21 protein-coding genes are annotated in these 20,439 nt (G+C 65.0%); 18 read left to right on the top strand and 3 right to left on the bottom strand.

Annotated features, from left to right (window positions below; all coding sequences use genetic code 11):
• The first annotated feature begins 104 nt into the window (after positions 1 to 104).
• The 13 genes from B5520_RS13950 (at position 105) to B5520_RS14010 (ending at position 12,420) form a co-directional block, all read left to right on the top strand.
• Complete coding sequence (locus tag B5520_RS13950) at positions 105 to 587, top strand: hypothetical protein (protein ID WP_079597670.1); 483 nt, start codon at positions 105 to 107, stop codon at positions 585 to 587.
• Complete coding sequence (locus B5520_RS13955; protein WP_079597671.1) at positions 580 to 918, top strand: AtpZ/AtpI family protein; 339 nt, start codon at positions 580 to 582, stop codon at positions 916 to 918. Before B5520_RS13950 ends, B5520_RS13955 begins: the two co-directional genes overlap by 8 nt.
• Positions 919 to 999: 81 nt before the next feature.
• Positions 1,000 to 1,800, top strand: a complete 801-nt coding sequence (atpB, locus tag B5520_RS13960; RefSeq protein WP_050054629.1) for a F0F1 ATP synthase subunit A — start codon at positions 1,000 to 1,002, stop codon at positions 1,798 to 1,800.
• A 106-nt stretch (positions 1,801 to 1,906) separates the two neighbouring features.
• The gene (gene atpE / locus B5520_RS13965) at positions 1,907 to 2,110 is read left to right on the top strand and encodes an ATP synthase F0 subunit C (protein ID WP_009356484.1); all 204 of its coding nucleotides are present in this window, start codon (positions 1,907 to 1,909) and stop codon (positions 2,108 to 2,110) included.
• A 51-nt stretch (positions 2,111 to 2,161) separates the two neighbouring features.
• A complete protein-coding gene (locus B5520_RS13970) occupies positions 2,162 to 2,713 on the top strand; it encodes a F0F1 ATP synthase subunit B (RefSeq protein WP_079597672.1) in 552 nt (183 codons plus the stop codon).
• The gene (locus B5520_RS13975) at positions 2,713 to 3,540 is read left to right on the top strand and encodes a F0F1 ATP synthase subunit delta (protein WP_079597673.1); all 828 of its coding nucleotides are present in this window, start codon (positions 2,713 to 2,715) and stop codon (positions 3,538 to 3,540) included. Before B5520_RS13970 ends, B5520_RS13975 begins: the two co-directional genes overlap by 1 nt.
• A 78-nt stretch (positions 3,541 to 3,618) precedes the next feature.
• Positions 3,619 to 5,256 carry a F0F1 ATP synthase subunit alpha gene (atpA, locus tag B5520_RS13980; protein ID WP_079597674.1) on the top strand — a complete coding sequence of 546 codons (1,638 nt, stop codon included), beginning with the start codon at positions 3,619 to 3,621 and terminating at the stop codon, positions 5,254 to 5,256.
• Between the two features lie 73 nt (positions 5,257 to 5,329).
• A complete protein-coding gene (locus B5520_RS13985) occupies positions 5,330 to 6,220 on the top strand; it encodes a F0F1 ATP synthase subunit gamma (RefSeq protein ID WP_079597675.1) in 891 nt (296 codons plus the stop codon).
• Positions 6,221 to 6,300: 80 nt separating this feature from the next.
• A complete protein-coding gene (gene atpD, locus B5520_RS13990; RefSeq protein WP_079597676.1) occupies positions 6,301 to 7,755 on the top strand; it encodes a F0F1 ATP synthase subunit beta in 1,455 nt (484 codons plus the stop codon).
• Position 7,756: 1 nt separating this feature from the next.
• On the top strand, positions 7,757 to 8,041 hold the full coding sequence (locus B5520_RS13995) for a F0F1 ATP synthase subunit epsilon (protein ID WP_079597677.1): 285 nt from the start codon (positions 7,757 to 7,759) through the stop codon (positions 8,039 to 8,041).
• Between the two features lie 10 nt (positions 8,042 to 8,051).
• Positions 8,052 to 8,483 (top strand): DUF2550 domain-containing protein, encoded by a 432-nt coding sequence (locus tag B5520_RS14000; protein WP_079597678.1) that lies wholly within the window; start codon positions 8,052 to 8,054, stop codon positions 8,481 to 8,483.
• A 5-nt stretch (positions 8,484 to 8,488) separates the two neighbouring features.
• Positions 8,489 to 9,799 (top strand): alpha/beta hydrolase, encoded by a 1,311-nt coding sequence (locus B5520_RS14005; RefSeq protein ID WP_079597679.1) that lies wholly within the window; start codon positions 8,489 to 8,491, stop codon positions 9,797 to 9,799.
• Positions 9,781 to 12,420: a bifunctional lysylphosphatidylglycerol flippase/synthetase MprF gene (locus B5520_RS14010; protein WP_176156866.1), complete on the top strand. Its 2,640-nt coding sequence runs from the start codon at positions 9,781 to 9,783 to the stop codon at positions 12,418 to 12,420. The genes B5520_RS14005 and B5520_RS14010 overlap by 19 nt, the downstream gene beginning before the upstream one ends.
• A 141-nt stretch (positions 12,421 to 12,561) precedes the next feature.
• Here the strand turns inward: B5520_RS14010 and B5520_RS14015 are convergent, their stop codons facing one another.
• Both B5520_RS14015 and nucS read right to left on the bottom strand, forming a co-directional pair.
• Positions 12,562 to 12,765, bottom strand: a complete 204-nt coding sequence (locus B5520_RS14015) for a cold-shock protein (RefSeq protein WP_011692441.1) — start codon at positions 12,763 to 12,765, stop codon at positions 12,562 to 12,564.
• A gap of 298 nt (positions 12,766 to 13,063) precedes the next feature.
• The gene (gene nucS, locus B5520_RS14020) at positions 13,064 to 13,759 is read right to left on the bottom strand and encodes an endonuclease NucS (protein ID WP_079597681.1); all 696 of its coding nucleotides are present in this window, start codon (positions 13,757 to 13,759) and stop codon (positions 13,064 to 13,066) included.
• 105 nt (positions 13,760 to 13,864) lie between these two features.
• Here nucS and B5520_RS14025 point away from each other — a divergent pair, with 105 nt between their 5' ends.
• Both B5520_RS14025 and B5520_RS14030 read left to right on the top strand, forming a co-directional pair.
• Positions 13,865 to 14,218, top strand: coding sequence for an ATP/GTP-binding protein (locus tag B5520_RS14025; RefSeq protein WP_079597682.1), 354 nt, complete (start codon positions 13,865 to 13,867; stop codon positions 14,216 to 14,218).
• Between the two features lie 44 nt (positions 14,219 to 14,262).
• On the top strand, positions 14,263 to 15,063 hold the full coding sequence (locus B5520_RS14030; protein ID WP_079597683.1) for an alpha/beta hydrolase: 801 nt from the start codon (positions 14,263 to 14,265) through the stop codon (positions 15,061 to 15,063).
• Between the two features lie 12 nt (positions 15,064 to 15,075).
• Here the strand turns inward: B5520_RS14030 and B5520_RS14035 are convergent, their stop codons facing one another.
• Complete coding sequence (locus tag B5520_RS14035; RefSeq protein WP_079597684.1) at positions 15,076 to 16,395, bottom strand: AI-2E family transporter; 1,320 nt, start codon at positions 16,393 to 16,395, stop codon at positions 15,076 to 15,078.
• Between the two features lie 191 nt (positions 16,396 to 16,586).
• On the opposite strand from B5520_RS14035, the gene B5520_RS14040 reads away from it, so the two are divergent.
• From B5520_RS14040 to B5520_RS14050, 3 genes are read left to right on the top strand one after another with little or no spacing between them, the layout of a single operon-like run.
• Positions 16,587 to 18,290 carry a hypothetical protein gene (locus B5520_RS14040; protein WP_176156867.1) on the top strand — a complete coding sequence of 568 codons (1,704 nt, stop codon included), beginning with the start codon at positions 16,587 to 16,589 and terminating at the stop codon, positions 18,288 to 18,290.
• A gap of 52 nt (positions 18,291 to 18,342) precedes the next feature.
• Positions 18,343 to 19,338 carry a tetratricopeptide repeat protein gene (locus tag B5520_RS14045; RefSeq protein ID WP_079597686.1) on the top strand — a complete coding sequence of 332 codons (996 nt, stop codon included), beginning with the start codon at positions 18,343 to 18,345 and terminating at the stop codon, positions 19,336 to 19,338.
• Positions 19,338 to 20,435 carry an NADH:flavin oxidoreductase/NADH oxidase gene (locus B5520_RS14050; RefSeq protein ID WP_079597687.1) on the top strand — a complete coding sequence of 366 codons (1,098 nt, stop codon included), beginning with the start codon at positions 19,338 to 19,340 and terminating at the stop codon, positions 20,433 to 20,435. Before B5520_RS14045 ends, B5520_RS14050 begins: the two co-directional genes overlap by 1 nt.
• Positions 20,436 to 20,439 lie beyond the last annotated feature (4 nt).

The raw sequence follows: 20,439 nt of genomic DNA on the forward strand, positions 1-20,439 counted from the left end.
CGGAAACATTTCTATCTCGTGTAGAATTTGAGGGCAGCCCAAGCTGCCCCTCACACACCTGCCAATTGGCTGACTGCCTCTTGGTGCCGACGATTGGGATCGACATGACCTCCAACGCCGAGTCCGGACCTGCGTCCGGCCACGGACACGTTGGTGCTTCCGGTCCCACGCGGTCCCTCTGGCTGCATCTGTTGAAACTCAGTTCCGCGGCCTCCGCTGCGGGCCTGGCGCTGTGCGCAGTTCCTGCGGCGCTGCTGGATGGAGCGGGGGGTGCCCTTTCAAGTTCCGCAGGCGGCCTGCTGGTGATGCTGTTCTTCGGAATCAGCCTCCTGGTGGGGCACTTCGTGGGGCGGAGCAATCCGTCCGGGGCCATCGGGGTATTCGTGGCCACCTACTTCATCAAGGTTGTGGGCTTCGCCGCCGTCCTGTTCGTCGTCGGCGCACCCCAATGGCTGCACGCCCGCTGGTTCGTGGCCGGGGCCGTCACCGCCGTCGTCTTATGGCAGGCCGCAGAAATCTTTGGTTTCAGCAAAGCCCGCCTCCAGATCTACAACGATCCAGAACCCAAGGAAACTCCTGATGCGTGATCCGAAGAAGCCCGGCAAGGCCCCTAGTGGCAGCCGCGCATCCGGCAGCTCCGCCCCAGGTGTATCCGGGGACAACTCCGACGGCGGATACAACGCCGGAATGGCTGTCTTCAGCTACATCATTGGCGGGATCATCGTCTGGAGTTTGATAGGGTGGGGACTGGATTATCTGTGGGGAACGCGCTGGATTGTGCTCGCAGGCGCTCTGCTTGGAGCCGTCGGAGGTTTTTACCTTTCCCACATGCATGGCCTCACCAGTTCTCGCAAAAATACTGGCGAGCGTCCTGCTGCCAGCGGGCCGTCCAAGGACGGCGACAGTAATGCCAAATAATTTCACAGGGGGAACAGCAAGCCGTCAGGCTGCCGGTCCCCGCCCAACGCCCAATGATGGACACTGCAGAGAGGAAACGCGTTGATCGCGCTTGCGCTCCCGGCCCAAGATTCAGGAGAGTTCGCTCCTCCTGGAATTAACGAAATGCATTTGCCGGCAATCCTGCCGTGGGGTGCCGCAGAAGGATTCTCCAAGCAGATGCTGCTGGTCCTCCTCTCTGTCGTCATTATCGGCGCTTTCTTCGTGCTCGCCGCACGTAAGCAGCAGCTGGTTCCCGGCAAGCTCCAGTTCGCCGGCGAGGCCGCCTACGGCTTCGTCCGCAACGGAATCGCCAAGGACATCATCGGCGGCAGGGACTTCATCAAGTACGTCCCGCTGCTGTTCAGCCTGTTCTTCTTCATCCTGGTGAACAACATCTACGGTGCCATCCCGCTCATCCAGCTCCCCACGTTCTCGCACGTTGGCGGCGCCTATGTGCTGGCAGGCATCGTCTACGTCACCTGGATCGCCATCGGCATCAAGAAGAACGGACTGCGCTACTTCAAGCTGGCCACCGTACCGTCCGGTGTTCCCTGGTTCATCCTTCCGATCGTGATTCCGATCGAGATCATCTCCAACTTCCTGGTCCGGCCCGTGACGCACAGCCTCCGTCTGTTCGCCACCATGCTCGCAGGACACCTCATCGTGATGATCGCCGGTTCCGGCATCGAGTACCTCGTGATGCAGGAGAACATCCTGCTCAAGGGAACGTCGGTCCTGGTTCTTGCAGGCGCCATCGCCATGTACATGCTTGAAGCCCTGATCATGGTCCTGCAGGCCTACGTCTTTACCCTGCTGACTGCGATCTACATCGAAGGCGCGCTTCACGCCGACAGCCACTAGGCACCGCCCCGCGGCGGACGCCGCCAGGCACACACAGACTTCCCCTCACGGGGAAAGAGCAACCCAAACAACCTGCCACATGGATGGCATCTTGAAAGGAAGAAAAATGGAAGGCAATCTCAACCTCGTAGGTTACGGTCTGTCCGCAATCGGCGGTGGTATCGGTGTTGGCCTCGTATTCGCTGCCTACATCAACGGCGTCGCACGCCAGCCGGAAGCACAGCGCGTGCTGCAGCCGATCGCATTCCTCGGCCTTGCACTGACCGAAGCCCTCGCCATCCTCGGCCTGGTCTTCGCCTTCGTTCTCTAGTCCTAGAGCGAAGCGAACTTTCAGAACCGAGTAGAAAAGGACGGGTGAAATATGAATCAGCTGATCATCTCAGCCGCCACTGAGGGCGAAGTCAACCCCCTGGTTCCCAACGTCTGGGAAATGGGCGTTGTCCTCGTGGGCTTTGCCATCCTCATGTTCATCGTGGTCAAGTTCGTTGTCCCGATGTTCGAAAAGACCTTCGCCGAGCGTGCCGAGGCCATCGAAGGCGGCATTGCAAAGGCTGAAAAGGCCCAGGCTGAGGCGTCTGCTGCACTCGAAGAGTACAAGCAGCAGCTGACCGACGCCCGCACCGAAGCCAACCGCATCCGTGAGGAAGCCCGCGCCGAAGGTGCCCAGATCCTTGCGGATCTCAAGGAGAAGGCAGCTGCAGAGTCTGCCCGCATCACTGCGCAGGCCCACGCACAGATCGAATCCGAGCGCCAGGCGGCCGTTGTGTCCCTGCGTTCAGAGGTGGGCACCCTGGCCACTACCCTCGCCGGACGCATCGTGGGCGAATCGCTCAACGACGATGACCGTGCAGCGCGGGTTGTGGACCGCTTCCTGGCAGATCTGGAGACCCAGAACGCAGGTGCAGCTAAGTAATGGCAGGCGTATCGAGCGAATCGCTGGCAACAGCCCTGGCTGCGTTGGAAGCAAAGCTTCCGACGGCGTCGCTGCAGCTGGCAAAGGAACTCTTCGGAATTCTGGGAATGGTGGACAGCTCGGCTGGCTTGCGCCGCGCCCTGACTGACCCGTCCCGCTCCGGCGACGAGAAGTCGGCGCTGGTCAGGCAGCTGGTTGGCGGAAAAGTCTCCGCTGATGCTGCAGAGATCGCGGGCGGACTGGCCAGTTCACGCTGGGCATCGGCGCGGGATATCGGCGATGCACTCGAGACTCTTGCCGCAACGGTGGTCATTTCCGTTGCTGAAAACAAGTCGGCCGTTTCTGCCTCCGGAATCACTGGCCTGGAAGAGCTGGAGAATGACCTGTTCTCCTTCAACCAGGCTGTTGCCTCCAGCCACGAGGTACAACGTGCTCTGTCCGAGCCACAGGCCAGCGGAGCCGCCAAGGCTACGCTCGCCGAGAAGCTGGTGCCCGGCGTCAGTGAGGAAGCAAAAGTCCTCATCACACAGGCCGTCACCCAGCCCCGCGGCATCAAGCCCACCCGGCTCGTGCAACGGTTCGCCGAACTGGCGGCCAAGCGGCAGCAGCGCTGGATTGCAACGGTCAGCGTGACCCGTCCCCTGACGCAGACGCAGCTTGCACGCCTCCAGGCGGGCTTGAATGCCATGTACGGACGGGAACTGAAGGTCAACATCAACGTTGACCCGGCACTCATTGGCGGCATCCGCGTCCAGATTGGTGACGAAGTGCTCGACGCTTCGGTCCTCACCAGGCTGGGCCAATTGCAGCGCCAGCTGGCCGGCTAGCCGGACAAGCACAACCCAACTGATAGAAACCCCGGTCACCTTAACGGTGATCACAAAACAGGAGAGCAGGGACTGCAGATGGCCGAATTGACCATCAACGCCGACGACGTCCGTAATGCGCTGAACGAGTTCGCGGCGTCCTACGAACCCGGAAACGCAGAACGCGTAGAGGTCGGCCGCGTAACCACCGCTAGTGACGGCATCGCCCGTGTTGAGGGCCTTCCCTCGGTCATGGCGAACGAGCTGCTGCGCTTCGAGGACGGCACCCTGGGCCTGGCCCAGAACCTCGACGTCCGCGAAATCGGCGTTATCATCCTCGGTGACTTCACCGGCATCGAAGAAGGCCAGGAAGTCCACCGCACCGGACAGGTTCTGTCCGTTCCCGTGGGCGACGCCTTCCTTGGCCGCGTTGTCGACCCGCTGGGCGTGCCCATCGATGACCTCGGCGACATCAAGGCCGAGACCACCCGTGCCCTGGAGCTCCAGGCGCCCGGCGTGACCCAGCGCAAGTCGGTGCACGAGCCGATGCAGACCGGACTCAAGGCAATCGACGCCATGATCCCGATCGGCCGCGGCCAGCGCCAGCTGATCATTGGTGACCGCCAGACCGGCAAGTCCGCCATCGCGATCGACACCATCATCAACCAGAAGGCCAACTGGGCTTCCGGCGATGTGACCAAGCAGGTCCGCTGCATCTACGTGGCAATCGGGCAGAAGGCGTCCACCATCGCCGCCATCCGCCAGACCCTCGAGGACAACGGCGCACTGGAGTACACCACCATCGTGGCGTCTCCCGCTTCGGACCCCGCAGGCTTCAAGTACCTGGCACCGTACGCCGGTTCGGCCATCGGCCAGCACTGGATGTACGGCGGCAAGCACGTCCTCATCGTGTTCGATGACCTGTCCAAGCAGGCCGAGGCTTACCGTGCAGTGTCGCTGCTGCTGCGCCGCCCGCCGGGACGCGAAGCCTACCCGGGCGACGTCTTCTACTTGCACTCCCGCCTCCTGGAGCGTTGTGCAAAGCTGTCCGACGAACTGGGTGCCGGTTCCATGACGGGCCTGCCGCTGATCGAGACCAAGGCGAACGACGTTTCCGCCTACATCCCGACCAACGTCATCTCCATCACCGACGGCCAGATCTTCCTCCAGTCCGACCTCTTCAACGCCAACCAGCGCCCCGCTGTTGACGTGGGTGTCTCGGTGTCCCGCGTGGGCGGTGCCGCACAGGTGAAGTCCATGAAGAAGGTCTCCGGTACGTTGAAGCTGGACCTGGCCCAGTACCGCGACATGCAGGCATTCGCCATGTTCGCCTCGGACCTGGACGCCGCATCCCGCCAGCAGCTGACCCGTGGCGCCCGCCTGATGGAACTGCTCAAGCAGGGCCAGTACTCACCGTTCCCGGTTGAGAACCAGGTTGTTTCCATCTGGGCCGGCACCAACGGTTACCTGGACGACGTTCCGGTTGAGGACATCAGCCGCTTTGAGGGCGAGTTCCTGGACCACCTGAGCCGCAAGTCCTCGATCCTCACCACGCTGGCGCAGACCAACGTGCTGGATGACGACACCGCAGCAGCTCTGAAGTCGGCAATCATCGACTTCAAGAAGGGCTTCTTCGGCGAAGGCGACAACCACCTGGTAGGCGCTGGCCACGAGGAACACGACGCCATCTCCGAGGGCGACGTTGACCAGGAAAAAATCGTCAAGCAGAAGCGCTAATTCCACTGACCGGGTCAGCCGGGCCGCAAGGGCCCGGCTGACCCGGTCTACGGAATGTTAGGAAAGGATAAGTATGGGAGCCCAGATCCGGGTCTACCGCCAGAAGATCAGCTCGACCACGTCGATGCGCAAGATCTTCAAGGCGATGGAACTGATCGCTACCTCGCGCATCGGCAAGGCCCGTGCGCGCGTAGCAGCTTCACTGCCTTACGCGAACGCGATCACGCGCGCCGTTTCTGCTGTCGCCAGCCAAAGCGAAATCGACCACCCGCTGACCACTGAGCCGGAGCAAATCCGCCGCGCCGCCGTCCTGGTAATCACCTCGGACCGTGGCCTGGCTGGTTCCTACTCCGCGAGCGTGCTCAAGCAGGTGGAGGGTCTCAATGAGCTGCTCCACGCTGAAGGCAAGGAAGTCAAGACGTACCTCGTTGGACGCAAGGCGCAGGCCTACTTCGAATTCCGGAACCGTGAATACGCACGGGTCTGGACCGGAGGCACCGACGCACCCGAGTTCACAACCGCGCGCGAGGTCGGCGAAGCACTGCTGGCCGATTTCGCTACCGATTACGAAGAGGGCGGCGTGGACGAGATCCACGTGGTGTACACCCGCTTTAAGTCCATGGTTACCCAGGAGCCCACGGTCATCCGCCTGCTTCCGCTGGAAGTAGTGGAAGAACAGGCAGCTTCTGAATCTGACCTGTTGCCGCTGTACGAGTTCGAGCCGGAAACCGAGCGGGTTCTTGACGCTCTGCTGCCGCGCTACATCGAATCACGCATCTTCGCGGCCATGCTGCAGGCAGCGGCTTCCGAGCTCGCTGCACGCCAGCGGGCCATGAAGTCCGCAGGCGACAACGCCACGGACCTCATCAAGAAGTACACGCGTCTGCGCAACACGGCCCGCCAGGCTGAAATTACGCAGGAGCTTTCCGAAATTGTTGCCGGCGCCGACGCTCTCGCGTCCTAGCCTGCACCACCTTCGGATCCGCTGGACCTGCACCACAGATAAACTTAACCCCACGCCATCTACTGAGTGAAGTGAGAGAGATGACTGCCACTGCTACCGAACACGTAGCCGCAACGTCCGGTGCCACCGGCCGCATTGCGCGCGTAATCGGCCCGGTTGTCGACGTCGAATTCCCGGCTGACGCAATCCCGTCCATCTACAACGCACTCACCACCGAGATTACTCTCAACGGTGAGACCAAGACCATCACGTTCGAGACCTCCCAGCACCTGGGCGACAACCTCGTTCGCGCCATCTCCCTGCAGGCGACTGACGGACTTGTCCGCGGTACGTCCGTGGTGGACAGCGGTGCCCCGATCTCCGTCCCCGTTGGGGACGGCGTCAAGGGCCACATCTTCAACGTCCTGGGCCAGCCCCTGGATGTTGCCGAATCGGAACTGCAGATCAGCGAACGCTGGCCCATCCACCGCAAGGCTCCGAGCTTCGCTTCCCTCGAAGGCTCCACCGAGATGCTGGAAACCGGCATCAAGGTCATCGACCTCCTCACCCCGTACATCAAGGGTGGAAAGATCGGCCTGTTCGGCGGCGCCGGCGTGGGCAAGACCGTTCTGATCCAGGAAATGATCACGCGTGTGGCCCGCAACTTCGGTGGTACCTCGGTATTCGCCGGTGTTGGCGAGCGTACCCGTGAAGGTAACGACCTCTGGGTTGAAATGGAAGAGGCAGGCGTCCTCAAGGACACCGCCCTTGTGTTCGGCCAGATGGACGAGCCGCCGGGAACGCGTCTGCGCGTCGCCCTGTCTGCGCTGACCATGGCGGAATACTTCCGCGATGTGCAGAACCAGGACGTGCTGCTCTTCATCGACAACATCTTCCGCTTCACGCAGGCAGGTTCCGAGGTTTCCACCCTCCTCGGCCGCATGCCTTCGGCTGTGGGCTACCAGCCCAACCTGGCAGACGAGATGGGCCTCCTCCAGGAGCGCATCACGTCCACCAAGGGCCACTCCATCACCTCGATGCAGGCCATCTACGTTCCCGCAGATGACTACACCGACCCGGCGCCGGCAACCACCTTCGCACACCTCGACGCGACCACGGAACTTTCCCGTGAAATCGCCTCCCGTGGTCTGTACCCGGCCGTTGACCCGCTGACGTCGACCTCCCGAATCCTGGACCCCCAGTACATCGGCAAGGACCACTACAACACGGCTGTCCGCGTGAAGCAGATCCTGCAGAAGAACAAGGAACTCCAGGACATCATCGCCATCCTCGGCGTTGATGAACTCTCCGAAGAGGACAAGATCGTCGTGTCGCGTGCACGCCGCATCCAGCAGTTCCTCTCGCAGAACACCTACACCGCCAAGCAGTTCACCGGCGTTGAAGGCTCCACGGTTTCCATCAAGGACACCGTTGAAGGCTTCTCGGCCATCTGCGACGGCGAACTCGACCACATCGCGGAGCAGGCGTTCTTCAACGTCGGCGGCCTCGATGACGTTGAGCGCCAGTGGGCCAAGATCCAGGAACAGACCAAGTAATATGGCTGAGCTTGAGGTTGAGATTGTCGCAGCGGACCACTTCGTGTGGTCCGGAGCGGCCAAGATGGTCAAGGCCCGCACCAGCGATGGTGAAATCGGAATCCTGCCCGGCCACTCGCCCCTGCTGGCGATCCTGGCCGAAGGTGAACTGGCCATCCAGCCGGTTTCCGGGGACCGTATTGCCGTAGATGTTGACGGCGGATTCTTCTCCGTCGACAACGACCGCGTGGTTATTGTTGCTGACAACGCCCACCTGGGCGGCTCGGCTACCGCTGGGATCCGCTAGCACCACCTTGATGGACGCTCCGAGTCTTCCGTTCATCGCCATGGCAATCGCTTTCGGATTGCTGATCTTTGCACTGTGCCTTCTGGGGGTGCGCCGCTTCAACCTGCGGCGTGCCCTCGGCACGGTGGACGCCTCCATCTGCATGGCTGGAAACAGCTGGCGGATGGGGGTTTGTCGTTATCAGGACAACGACCTTGAGTGGTTCAGGCTGCTCTCGTTGAGCGTCCGGCCCAAGCACAAGTTCAAGCGGCATTCCCTTGAACTCCTTGGCCGGCGCAAACCCACGGAGGCTGAGGCAGTCAAGGTCCAGCCCGACGTCGTGATTGTCGAACTCCGCTACGAAGGCCAGGACTTCCGGCTCGCCATGAAGTTCGACGCCTATACGGGACTGTCCTCCTGGCTGGAGGCCGGCCCGGTCATCGGCGTGGGGACCTGGCGCTAACCGGCGTGGACTGGCTTTTTGGCGTCCGGCTCACCGACGGCCCGCTCTATTGGGCAATCCTGGTCCTCGGCCTGGCGGGGGCCGCCTACCTCGTGCTGCCTCCTCCGCACAGCGCGGGCAGGAGTTGGATCCTTCGGCTTATCACCGCCGCCGCTGCCGCTTTCGCCCTGGTGATCACGGTTCACTGGGCCCTCATCAACGTCTTCTCCGTCTTCCCGGAAAACATTCCTGACGCTGTCCTGCTGTGGGTGGTCCCCGCCGTTGGTGCCGTGCTCCTGGTGCTGATGCGCCTGCCGAGGAGCAGTTGGCGGCGCCGGGGGACCGGGATCGCCGCGGCTCTGCTGGTGGTCGCCCTGTCGTCAGTCCAGATCAATGCCTACTTCGGGCTCAACCGGACCATCAGCGACCTGCTGGGCACCGCGTTGTCCCGTATCCCCACGCTGGAGCCGGCCCTTATGCACCAGGCCGGCGGGTCCGACGGCGTCCCCCTCCAGGGCTGGAGCCCGCAGGGTGCGTTGCCGGCAGGGGGAGTCCTTCGCAGGTCAGCGATCCCGGGCACCGCTTCAGGGATGAACACCCGCGAAGCGTACATCTACCTGCCCCCCGCCTATTTCGCCCCCAACCGCCCCGCGCTTCCCGTGCTGGTCCTCATTGCCGGGCAGCCCGGTGGCCCTGCAGACTGGCTGACCGGCGGTTCGCTCCAGGGCCACATGGATTCTTTTGCCGCCTCCCATGGCGGGCTGGCGCCCGTGGTGGTGGTCCCGGACCCGAACGGCTCCCAATCCGCCAACACGATGTGCATGGACAGCCGGATAGCCCGCGCGGACACATACCTGTCCCAGGATGTGACCCGGTGGATCAGCGACACCCTCACCGTGGACAGCAACCACAGCCGCTGGGCTGTTGGCGGATTCTCCTTCGGCGGCACCTGCGCGGTGCAGATGGCCACGAGGCATCCCGACCTGTTTCCCGCTGCGCTGGCCTTCTCGGCAGAGGCCGAACCCGCCATCGCCAAGGAACGGCAGAAGACCATCGAAGGATCCTTCCCCGGGGATCCGGAAGCGTTCAACCGGCAGACCCCGCTGGGCATCATGAAGCAGCAACGGTTTGACGGCAGTCTCCTGTACCTGACTGCCGGGCAGGATGACCCGGAGTTCGTTGCCTACCTGCGCACACTGGCGGCTGCGGCGAAGGACGCGGGCTTCGATGTCCGCGCTTACGAAGTGGAGCACACGGGCCATTCGTGGGACACGTCGTCGCGGCGTTTCGCGGATGCGCTGCAGCTCCTGGCCGACAGATGGGGGCTGCAGAAGTGAGCGCCGAGAGGCAGGTCCGGACCGCTGCCCTTGCGTGGGACACCGTGGGGCGCCCGGCGCTGTTCCGTGCACTGGGCTCATTGAAGTCGGTGCCCTTCTCGCTGACGGTCCTTGCCCTGTTCCTGGGAGCCGGGGCGGTCACCGGCAGCTACCTGGCCGGACCGCCTGAACACTTGCTGGAGCTGGCCGGGGTCAGTGGCCCGGGGCTCCGTTCCGGCCACTGGTGGTCACTGTTCACCAGCCTCTTTTTCGCCACCAACCCCCTGGCGTACCTGGCAGCCTCCTTCATGATCGTCGTTCTGCTGGGGCTTGCGGAGCGGAAACTGGGATGGCGCGCCGCCGCGGTGCTGTTCTTTGGCGGACAGTTCGCAGCCGTCACGCTGTTCCTGCTGATTACCCAGCTGGCCGCATATGCCGGCGACGGGTGGCTGGACCGGATGGCGGACGACATCCTCATCGGACCCTACGGGCCGGTCCTTGCTGCCGGCATGGCGGGGAGCGCGCGGCTGCCGGTGCTGTGGCAGCGGCGGCTCCGGACAGCGGTGGTGTCCATTTCGCTCCTGCTGGTCCTGTACGTGGGGCATGCCGAAACCGTCATCGGCCTGCTGGGGGCGCTCCTTGGCCTGCTGGTCGGGTGGTGGATCCAGGGTGACCAGGGCCAGCTGCACCGGCACCGCTCCACAGGCCGCGAAACCCGGAACCTGCTCGCCCTTACTGTGGCCGTTTTCGCTGTAGGCCCCATCCTTACGGGGATTGCACGGGCGCCCACCGGACCGCTGGCGCTGCTGCGGGACGTGGTCCTCAACCCGATGCCCACGCTGGGGCAGCTGGCATTCAACTGCGGGGCAACCGTTGAAGCCTCGTGTCTGGAAGCGGGCCGGGCCGGGTTCGCTGGCCCCTTTGGCCTGGCGTTGGCCGTGGTTCCGGTGGTCCTGTTGCTGATCTGTGCCGACGGGATGCGCCGCGGCCGGAGGCTCGCGCTGAACATAGCCATCGCCATCCAGCTGGCCGTGACAGCGCTGGCTGCCGTGTACCTGGCGCTGTTCGCGCTGGTCCCGTCACGCCCGCAGGGCCCGCAGGCGGCACCCATGGGGTCGGCCTTCGCCCACGTGCTTCCGCTCGTCGTCGTGCCCCTGCTGCTGGCTGTGGTCCTCTGGCTCAACCGGCGGCAGTTCAGGGTGCAGACGATGCCAACTGCCCGGCGGACGCTGGCTGTGGTGGTTGGCGGTTGCTGGGCCCTGCTGGCGGGCGGCTACGCCGCAGCCTGGTTCTGGTCGGACGGTCTGGCACGCGACGGCGGGCTGCTGGGCCTCTTCGCGGAACTGGCCCGGCAGTATGTCCCGGTTCCCATTCCGCAGCACTACCACCGCGTGTTTGCTGACCGGAACAGCGTGGAAGCTGTCCTCTTTGCCTACTCCGGGCCCGTTTTCTGGGTGGTCGCGCTTGCTGCAGTGTGGTGGGCGCTCATCGGCGGGCACTACGGCCACGATTCCGGCCGGCAGGACCGGTCGCGGGCCCGGGAACTGCTGCACCAGGGCGGTGGCCCGCTGTCATGGATGGCGCTGTGGGAACCCAATACGTATTGGTTCAGCCCCGACGGACAGGGAGCCGTGGCCTACCAGCAGCACGGCAGCGTGGCGCTGACCCTGGGCGGCGCCTTCGGGCCCCGGCAGGCGCAGCAGGCAGCCACCGAGGGATTCCTGGCGCACTGCCGCAGCCACGCGCTCATTCCCGCGCTGTACTCCTGTGACGATTCCGTGTGGCCTGCGCTGCGGGAACGCGGCTTCGCCAGGGTGGCCGTGGCGCAGGAAACCCGGCTGGCCATCCGCGAACTCGAGTTCAAGGGGAAGGAATGGCAAAACGTCCGGACCGCGCTGAACCGGGCGGCGAAGCTCGGCGTCGAGGCGGTCTGGGGCCCCTATCATGCACTGCCGGCGTCTCTGCGCTCCCGCCTGAACGAGGTGTCGGAGGAATGGGCGGCCAACAAATCCGTTCCTGAAATGGGCTTCACCCTTGGCGGGGTGGACGAACTCGACGACGAGGAAGTGCTGTGCTGCCTCGCGGTGGACGGCAACGGAACGGTCCACGGGGTGACCAGCTGGCTTCCGGTGTACGACGGCGGGCGGCTGGTCAGCAGGACACTTGACGTGATGCGTCGCGGTGCCGAAGGGTTTCCCGGCGTTATGGAGTTCCTGATTGCCTCCGCGGTGCTCGAGCTGCGCGACTCCGTGGAGGTCATCTCACTGTCCGGCTCTCCGCTTGCCAGCCGCCCCCAGGAGGCCCAGGAGTCCCGTGCCAAGGAGCCTGCCCACGCCAAGGACAACATCCAGGCAGACGGCCAGCCATATCCGCAGGCCGGTGAGGAAAGCGATACGGCAGGGGATGGTGCGCAGAACTTGGTCCGCATCCTGGACCTGGTGGGGCATGCCCTGGAACCGGTGTACGGCTTCCGTTCCCTGGCCGCCTTCAAATCGCGGTTCAAGCCCGAGTACCGGGCGCTGTACCTCTACTACCAGGACCCGCTGCACCTTCCCGCAATCGGCCGGGCCCTGACCCGGGCGTACCTGCCGGGGCTTTCCCTGCCGCAGGGCGCCCGCCTGGTGCGCAAATTGGTCAAGTAGGGCAATTCCAAAGCGTGGGAAAAGGCCGTCAAGCCGGTGATGGCACACCGCGCAACGGGGCTTAACAACAAATGATCCCCGGCAGAATTGCCGGGGATCATTTGTTTCGCTGAGAGCCGCGGACGGCTCAAAGGCGGGGGACTAGACCAGCGTTACGCCGGTAGCCTGGGGGCCCTTGGCGCCCTGGCCGATCTCGAACTGAACGCGCTGGTTCTCGTCGAGGGTCTTGAAGCCACCGGTCTGGATTTCCGAGTAGTGAACGAAGACATCGCCGTCGGAGTCATCCGGGGTAATGAAGCCGAAGCCCTTTTCAGCGTTGAACCACTTGACGGTTCCCTGTGCCATTTATTTCTCCTCATTGTGGAACTTTTTAAGATCGGCACACCTCGTGCCGGCCTTGGTCACTCCGCGAGAAGAATCCTGAATTACCCGCCCGAATTACGGACCGGTGTTGCAGGAGCTTCGCGCTCGCAACATGTCTTGCGAGCATGAAAAACACCTACACAAAGACTGAGACAAGAATTTCATGCCCGTTCCCGCAGGTCAACGGTTTGGACGTCGAAAGAAACAAAATTTAGGTAAAGACCGGGTTAAATGCCTCGTCAGGGGCGAATTCGGTAAAAGGCCCGAGGGATAGGTACTTCTAGAAGAGCCGGGATTCGCTGTCGTCAACGCCGCGCATCGCGTCATAATCCAGGGTGACGCAGTCAATCCCGCGGTCGTTGGCCAGCACCTTGGCCTGCGGCTTGATTTGCTGGGCTGCAAAGATCCCGCGGACGGGGGCCAGGAGCGGATCGCGGTTCAGAAGCTCGAGGTAGCGGGTCAGCTGCTCCACGCCGTCAATGTCGCCACGGCGCTTGAGTTCGATGGCCACGGTGGCTCCGTCAGCGTCGCGTGCCAGGATGTCCACCGGACCGATGGCCGTGAAGTACTCGCGGCGGATCAGCGAGTACCCGGTGCCCAGTGTTTCGATCTGTTCAGCCAGGAGCCGCTGGAGGTCTGCCTCCACGCCGTCCTTGATCAGTCCGGGATCAACCCCCAGATCGTGCGATGAGTCGCTGAGCTTTTCGTGGATGTTGATGATCAGCCGGTCATCGGTCTTGGCTGACTGGACGGTCCACTGCTCAACGACGCCCAGTTCGAGGTCCACGTCCTCCGGCGAGGAAACCCGGAGGGTAGCCGGCGGACTCATCCAGTTGAGCGGCTTGTAGGAGCCGCCGTCCGAATGGACGAGCACAGAACCGTCCGCCTTCACCAGCAGGAGCCTGGTGGCGAGGGGGAGGTGGGCTTTGAGCCGGCCAACATAATCAACGGAGCATCGGGCTATCACAAGTCGCACGCCGTACAGACTACCGTCTGCCGCTGCCCGGGCTGATTCCGACGGCGACGCTGCCGGCAATCGGGGCCGCGCGGCGACAGCGGGTGGCTGGGGCAGAATGGATGCATGCCGCGTTCCAACCGTCCCCGCCGTCCTGTCTCCGGCAAGGGTGCCGCTTCCGGCCGGATCGGTGGCAGGAAGGGCGGCGGCGAGGTGCCTGAACTTGACCTGGAACGGGCGCGGGCAGGCATCGCCCGGCGGGAGAGCGCGCCGGACGGTGAGTGGATGGTCCGCACCATGACCGCCAAAAACGCCGAGAAGACCTACATCTGCCCGGAATGCTCCACCGCGGTGCTGCCCGGCGTCGCGCATTTGGTGGTCTGGAAGGACGACCATCTCTTCGGGGCGGCAGCCGGCCTGGCGGAGCGGCGCCACTGGCACACCAACTGCTGGATGTCGCGCAGTTACCGCTACCGCTAAGTACCGCGAGCGGCCGGACCCCTGTTGTCGCTAAGCTGGCATGCATGACTTTTGATCCGGCGTCGTACGAATTCAGCTCCTCCGGCACCCCTGTTCCCATCCGGGCCTCCACGGTCCTGCCCGCGCGGCGCGAAAACGTGCAGCTGCAGACGGACGACGGACATACCCTGATCGGGGAACTGGCGCTGCCCGAATCAGGGCCGGTCCATGCCACGCTGATCACCCTTCATCCGCTGCCCACCCACGGCGGATTCATGGACTCGCATGTCTACCGCAAGGCCTCCTACCGTTTGCCGGCCCTGGCAGGCATCGCCGTGCTGCGGTTCAATACCCGCGGGACCGCCTCTCCGCATGGGACAAGCACCGGCACCTTCGAGGAGGGCATCGGCGAAAAGTACGACGTCGAGGCCGCCGTCCGCTTCGCCGTCGGGCGGGGCCTGCCCAACAGGTGGCTGGTGGGTTGGTCCTTCGGCACCGAACTGGCCCTGATGTACGGGGCAGTGGAACCGGTTGCGTCGCAGGTGGAAGGCGCGGTCCTCCTGTCACCGCCGCTGCACCGCGCCACGGACAAGCACCTGCAGCAGTGGGCTGAATCGGGCAAGCCCCTCACGGTCCTGGTGCCGGAGCACGATGACTTCCTGCAGCCGGCCGAGGCGGCGGAACGGTTCAGCCTGGTGCCCCAGGCGCGCGTGGTGGGCGTGGCAGGAGCCAAGCACCTGTGGGTGGGGGAGAAGTACGCTTCCCGGGTTCTGAACGAGATCGTCGACGAGGTCACCGAGGCAGGCTCCGGCGCTGCCGGGCTGCCGCAGGAGTGGGACGGGCCCGCCGCCACCGCGTCCGCCTAGGCGGACGGGCCGCTAGTGCTGGTCCTGCCTGACGATGTAGATCTCCCGGATCAGCAGCAGGACGGCGGCTGCCGTGGGAATGGCGATCAGGGCGCCCAGGACGCCCAGCAGGCTGCCGCCGGCGATGACGGAAATGACGGCAACGGCACCGGGCACTGCCACGGCCTTCTGCATGATGCGCGGCGAGATGAAGTAGGCCTCGAACTGCAGGTACGCGAAGTAGCAGATGCCGTAGATCGCGGCGGTCTGCCAGCCCTCCGTCAGCGAGACGAGCAGCACCACAATGCCTGCGATCATGCCGCCCACCAGGGGGATGAACGCGAGCAGGGCAACCACGAACGCGAGCAGCAGGGCGAACGGGATGCCCACGATGGACATCACGATGAAGGCGAACGTGGCGTTGAGCAGTGCCACGCAGGCCTGTCCGATCACGTAGTTTCCCACCGAACGGGTGATTTCCTCGGACAGGGCCTCCACCCGGTTGCGGCGGGAGCGCGGGGCCAGCCGGTATCCCCATTTCTTCATGGCAGGCAGTGCGGCCAGGAAGTACAGGCTCAGGACCAGCACAATCAGGGTGCCGAACAGGCCGTTGGCAACTGTGGATCCAAAGCCCACCACACCGCCGAAGATCCCGCCCACCGCGGCGGGGTCGTTGACGAACTTGTCCAGCTCTTCGGACACGCGGTCCCGCACCCCGAACTGGTCATCAAGGCTGCGGAAAAATTCGGAGTCGATGAAGTCCCGGATCCAGACCGGTGCCTGCTCCACAATTTCCGTCACCTGCTCCACGATGGTGGGGATCAGGGTGGCGAAAAAGCCGACGACGGCGCTGATCAGCACGGTGACCGAGACCAGGATGCCGGCCGGGCGGGGGATTTTGCGGTTCTCCAGCCAGCCCACCACCGGTTCCAGGCCGAGGGCGATGAACAGCGCCGCCACGATCCACAGCAGCAGCTGCGTGGTGTTGGAGCCGATCCAGTACACGAGCAGGGCAAGCCCCACGCCCACCGTTCCCATGAACCCGAGGTACAGGGGGTGCTGCGGCGACATCCGGGGGCCCGGGCGGCCGAACTGCGGCCGCACCTCGCTGTCAAGGTCAGCTTCATCCTCGCCGGCCTGGTGCTCCTGGACGTACTCAGGCGGCATTTCGAACCGGAGCCTCGGCTGCGCACCCGGCAGCGGCTGGCGAAGCCGCCGGGCCACCAGGCCAAGGGCGGACGCCGCGGAGCCTTTCCGGCGCACAGCTTCGGGTCCCGGGGGGACGGCAGCCGGAGGCTCCTGGCTTCGAGGATTCCCGTCTGCCGCGGAGGACTCGTCCGTCTTGTCAGTCACTGGTTTTTCGGGCCTGTTCCGTGCGTGGCACCGCGTCGGCGGGCCGGTGTGATGATCATCGCAAACACTATCAGCCGCCTTGTCAATAGCCGCGGAGGAGCCGCCGCCCGGGCCTGCTGCAGGCGGCTCACGGGCCGTCCATCCGGGGCCGTGGTAACAAAACGGTTACTATTGAAGGTAAACCCCCGCTGATGATAGGTGTTCCCTTGCGTTTAAAGACTGCAGTCGCACTCGTGCTGCTCGGCCTCCTGACACTTTTGGCCGGCATCGGCCAGAGAACCATCTGGGCCCCCTCCGAGACCTTCACGGCGTCCGCGCCGGCCGATGCCGCGGAGGCGCCGCTGACCGTCATTGACCAGAATCTGCGCACCCTTCACGGCGGCACCGTCAAGATCACCATCGAAGGTGACGGGAACTTCATGCTCGCCGCCGGCCGTCCCGATGACGTGGACGCCTGGGTGGGCCAGGCAGCCCACAACACCATCAGCGGCGTTTCCGAGGACGGCAAGTCGCTGCAGGTTGAGCATGCCGACGGCGAAGCCACGGCACCCAATCCGGCCGGCTCAGATCTCTGGGTTTCCACCGAGAACGCCAACGGCGAACTGGAGTACTCCTGGACCCCTCCGGCTGACGGCGACTGGACCCTCCTGCTCGCGTCCGACGGCACCAAGGCTGCTCCCGCCTCCGTGTCCATGACGTTCCCGAACGACACCTCCACTCCGTGGGCCATCCCGCTGATCGTCCTGGGCTCCCTGCTGATCCTCGGCGGCATTGCGCTGGCACTGCTCTCGGCCCACAAGCCCAACGGTGAAGGCGGAGGCGACGGCGCGGGCAGCGGCTTCGCCCAGCGTGCCCGTGCCAAGAGCGAGGCCCGGACGGCGTCGCGCGCCAGCATGGTGGCCGCCGGTATCACCGCAGCTGTCCTGGCGGGTACCGGTACTGCCGCGAACGCCGCGACACCCGCCCCCGAGCCCTCCGGCTCCTCATCGGCCGCCGCGCAGGAAGAGGCTGCGTCCCCGGTCCTGCTGGACGCCCAGTTCCGGCGCATCCTGGAACAGGTTTCCAGCGCTGCCGACGCCGGCGATGCGGCCAAGGATGCTGCACAGCTCAGCGAGCGCGTGGCCGGCACGGAACTGGAGGTCCGCACCCAGAACTACAAGATCCGCTCGCAGGTGGGTTCCTACGAGGCCCGGATGCCGGTACGGTCCACCAAGCTGCTCACCACGGTTGTCACCAGTGACCGCGACTGGCCCCGCTCGGTGCTGGCGGTCACGCAGGGCGACGGCAACGTGGTCCCGCAGCTGCTGACCCTGGTCCAGCAGTCACCCCGCGAGAACTACAAGCTGATGGAAACCACTCCGCTCCAGCCCGGCACCACCTTCCCCACGATCAGCCGCACGGGAACCGACACCCTGGCAGCGGGGGACAAGACCGGGCTCCTGTACAGCGGTGAAGAAGCCCTTTCCGGGCTGGCAGACCGCCTGACCACCCCAGACTCGGCCTTCAAGGACAAGCTGGTGGAAGGCGAGTCCTCGCCGTACATCGCTGACACGCTGTCCTACCAGGCTGAAGTGGTCAAGGCTGGCGAGAACGGCAACTTCTCCTTCACCCACAAGGTGGCTCCGGAAAGCACGGTTGTCTTCCGGACCGAAGACGGCGGCGCCCTGGTCCTGGGCCGGATCAACTTCAGCTTCGAGGGGACGCCCAAGGCGGCCGGCGACAAACTGACCATCGGGGACGACGCCGCAGCCCTGGCCGGCGGCAAGGAAACCACCACCGGAATGGTGCTCAGCTTCGCCGAATCCATGGCCGTGTATGTTCCGCCTGCAGGATCGACCGATCCCATGAAGCTCGTCGCGGCAACCCGCGGCCTGGTGGGGGCCAGCTTCAAGTAACCCGACTACCGCAGTACTTCCGGCAGCGGCCGGAGTGGCTAAAGTGGAAAGCATGAGTTCGCCAGCTTCCCGCCCTGTCCCTCCAGCCGCTGCCAGCCTGCTTAACCTGCGTGGCGCCGTCGACCTTTCCACCTTGAAACAGCGCCCTGCAGCGCCGGCCGCAACCGGAGTTCCTGCCGGGACAGGCGCGTCGGCCGGGAACGGGCCGGAGGGGGCGCAGGCCGGCGGGCCCGAGCTGAGGGTCGACGTCACCGAAGCCAACTTCCAGCAGCTCGTGGAGCTGTCCGCGCAGGTGCCCGTGGTCTTTGCACTGTGGGCCCCGTACTCGCCGGAATCCACCGGCATGCTGGAAACCCTGGACCGCGTGGTGGCAAGCTACGGCGGCCGGCTGGTCCTCGGGGCCGCAGACATCGACGCCTTCCCGCAACTGGCCCAGGCGTTCCAGGTGCAGGCCGTTCCCACCGCCGTCGCGGTCCTGAAGGGACAGCCTGTGCCGCTCTTCCAGGGCAGTGCCGACGAGCAGCAGGTGCGCAGCCTCTTCGACGAACTGTTGAAGGTGGCTGCCGCAAACGGCGTGACCGGCAGCCTGAACGCGGGTGCCGCGGGGGAACCGGAGCCCGCACCGCTGCCGCCCCTGCACCAGGCCGCCTTCGATGCCATCGAGGCCGGCGACTACGAGGCTGCCGCCGGTTTTTACCGGCAGGCGCTGAACGAGATGCCGTCGGACCATGACGCCAAGGCCGGGCTTGCCCAGGTTGAGCTCATGGCGAGGCTGCAGCCCCTGTCCGCCCAGGACAGTGAGGCGCTCCGTACGCTGGCCGCCGACGAGCCGGACAACGTGGAGGCCCAGCTGGGCGTTGCCGACCTGGACGTGGCAGGCGGGCACGTGGAGGACGCGCTGAACCGCCTGGTGGCGTTCATCGGGAGGAACTTCGGCCCTGAACGCGAGACCGCGCGGGTACGGCTCCTGGAACTCTTCGACGTGGTGGGGGCATCGGACGAACGCGTCGGCAAGGCGCGGCAGGCCCTCGCGAGGGTCCTCTTCTAGTGCCGGCGCTTTTCGAGCCGCTGAAGCTGCGCTCACTCGAGCTTCAGCACCGCGGCTGGGTGTCGCCCATGTGCCAGTACAGCTGCGACCCCGACGCCGATCCCGGCGTGCCCAACGACTGGCACCTGATGCATCTGGGTTCCTTTGCCGCCGGCGGTGCGGCGCTGATCCTCGCCGAGGCGTCCGCCGTGAGTCCCGAAGGCCGCATCAGCCCACGCGACGCCGGCCTGTACAACGACGCCCAGGCGGAAGCGTGGCAGCGGATCACCACGTTCGTGCACCGGCACGGAGCGGCAGGCGCCAAAATCGGAGCTCAGCTGGCGCATGCCGGCCGTAAGGCATCCACGTGGTGGCCCTTCTCCGGCAAGCACGGCAGCGTCCCCGTATCCGACGGCGGCTGGACCACTGTGGGGCCGTCGCCGCTGGCGTTTGAGGGGTATGCCGCTCCCGCCGGCATGACGGCGGAACAGATCCAGGAAGTGATCTCCGACTTCGCCGCGGCGGCCGTGCGCGCCGTTGAGGCGGGCTTCGACACGGTGGAGATCCACGGTGCCCATGGTTACTTGCTGCATCAGTTCCAAAGCCCGCTGGCCAACCTGCGGGACGATGAATGGGGCGGTGACGAAACCGGCCGCAACCGCCTGATGCTGGCCGTCGTCGATGCCGTGCGGGCGGTCATCCCGGACTCGATGCCGCTGCTGCTGAGGATCTCCGCCACCGACTGGGCAGAGGGCGGCATCGACCTGCCGGCATCGGTCCGCCTTGCCCGCCAAGCTGCCGCGCGGGGCGTGGACCTGATCGACGTTTCCAGCGGGGGAGCCGTGGCCCACCAAAGCATTACACCCCGTCCGGGGTACCAGACAGGGTTCTCCGCCGCCATCCGGGAGGAAGCGGGTATTCCCACCGGAACGGTTGGCCTGCTGACGTCGGCAGGTCAGGCCGAGCACGCCATCGCAACAGGCCAGGCCGATGCGGTCCTCATCGCCCGGGCAGCGCTCCGGGACCCGCACTGGTGGCTGCGTGCGGCCTTCGAGCTGGGCCATGACATTCCGTGGGCCCCGCAGTACGAGCGGGCCCTGCCGAGGCGCACGTTCTAGTTGG

Source organism: Arthrobacter sp. P2b (assembly GCF_900168295.1).
Classification (GTDB): Bacteria; Actinomycetota; Actinomycetes; order Actinomycetales; family Micrococcaceae; genus Arthrobacter.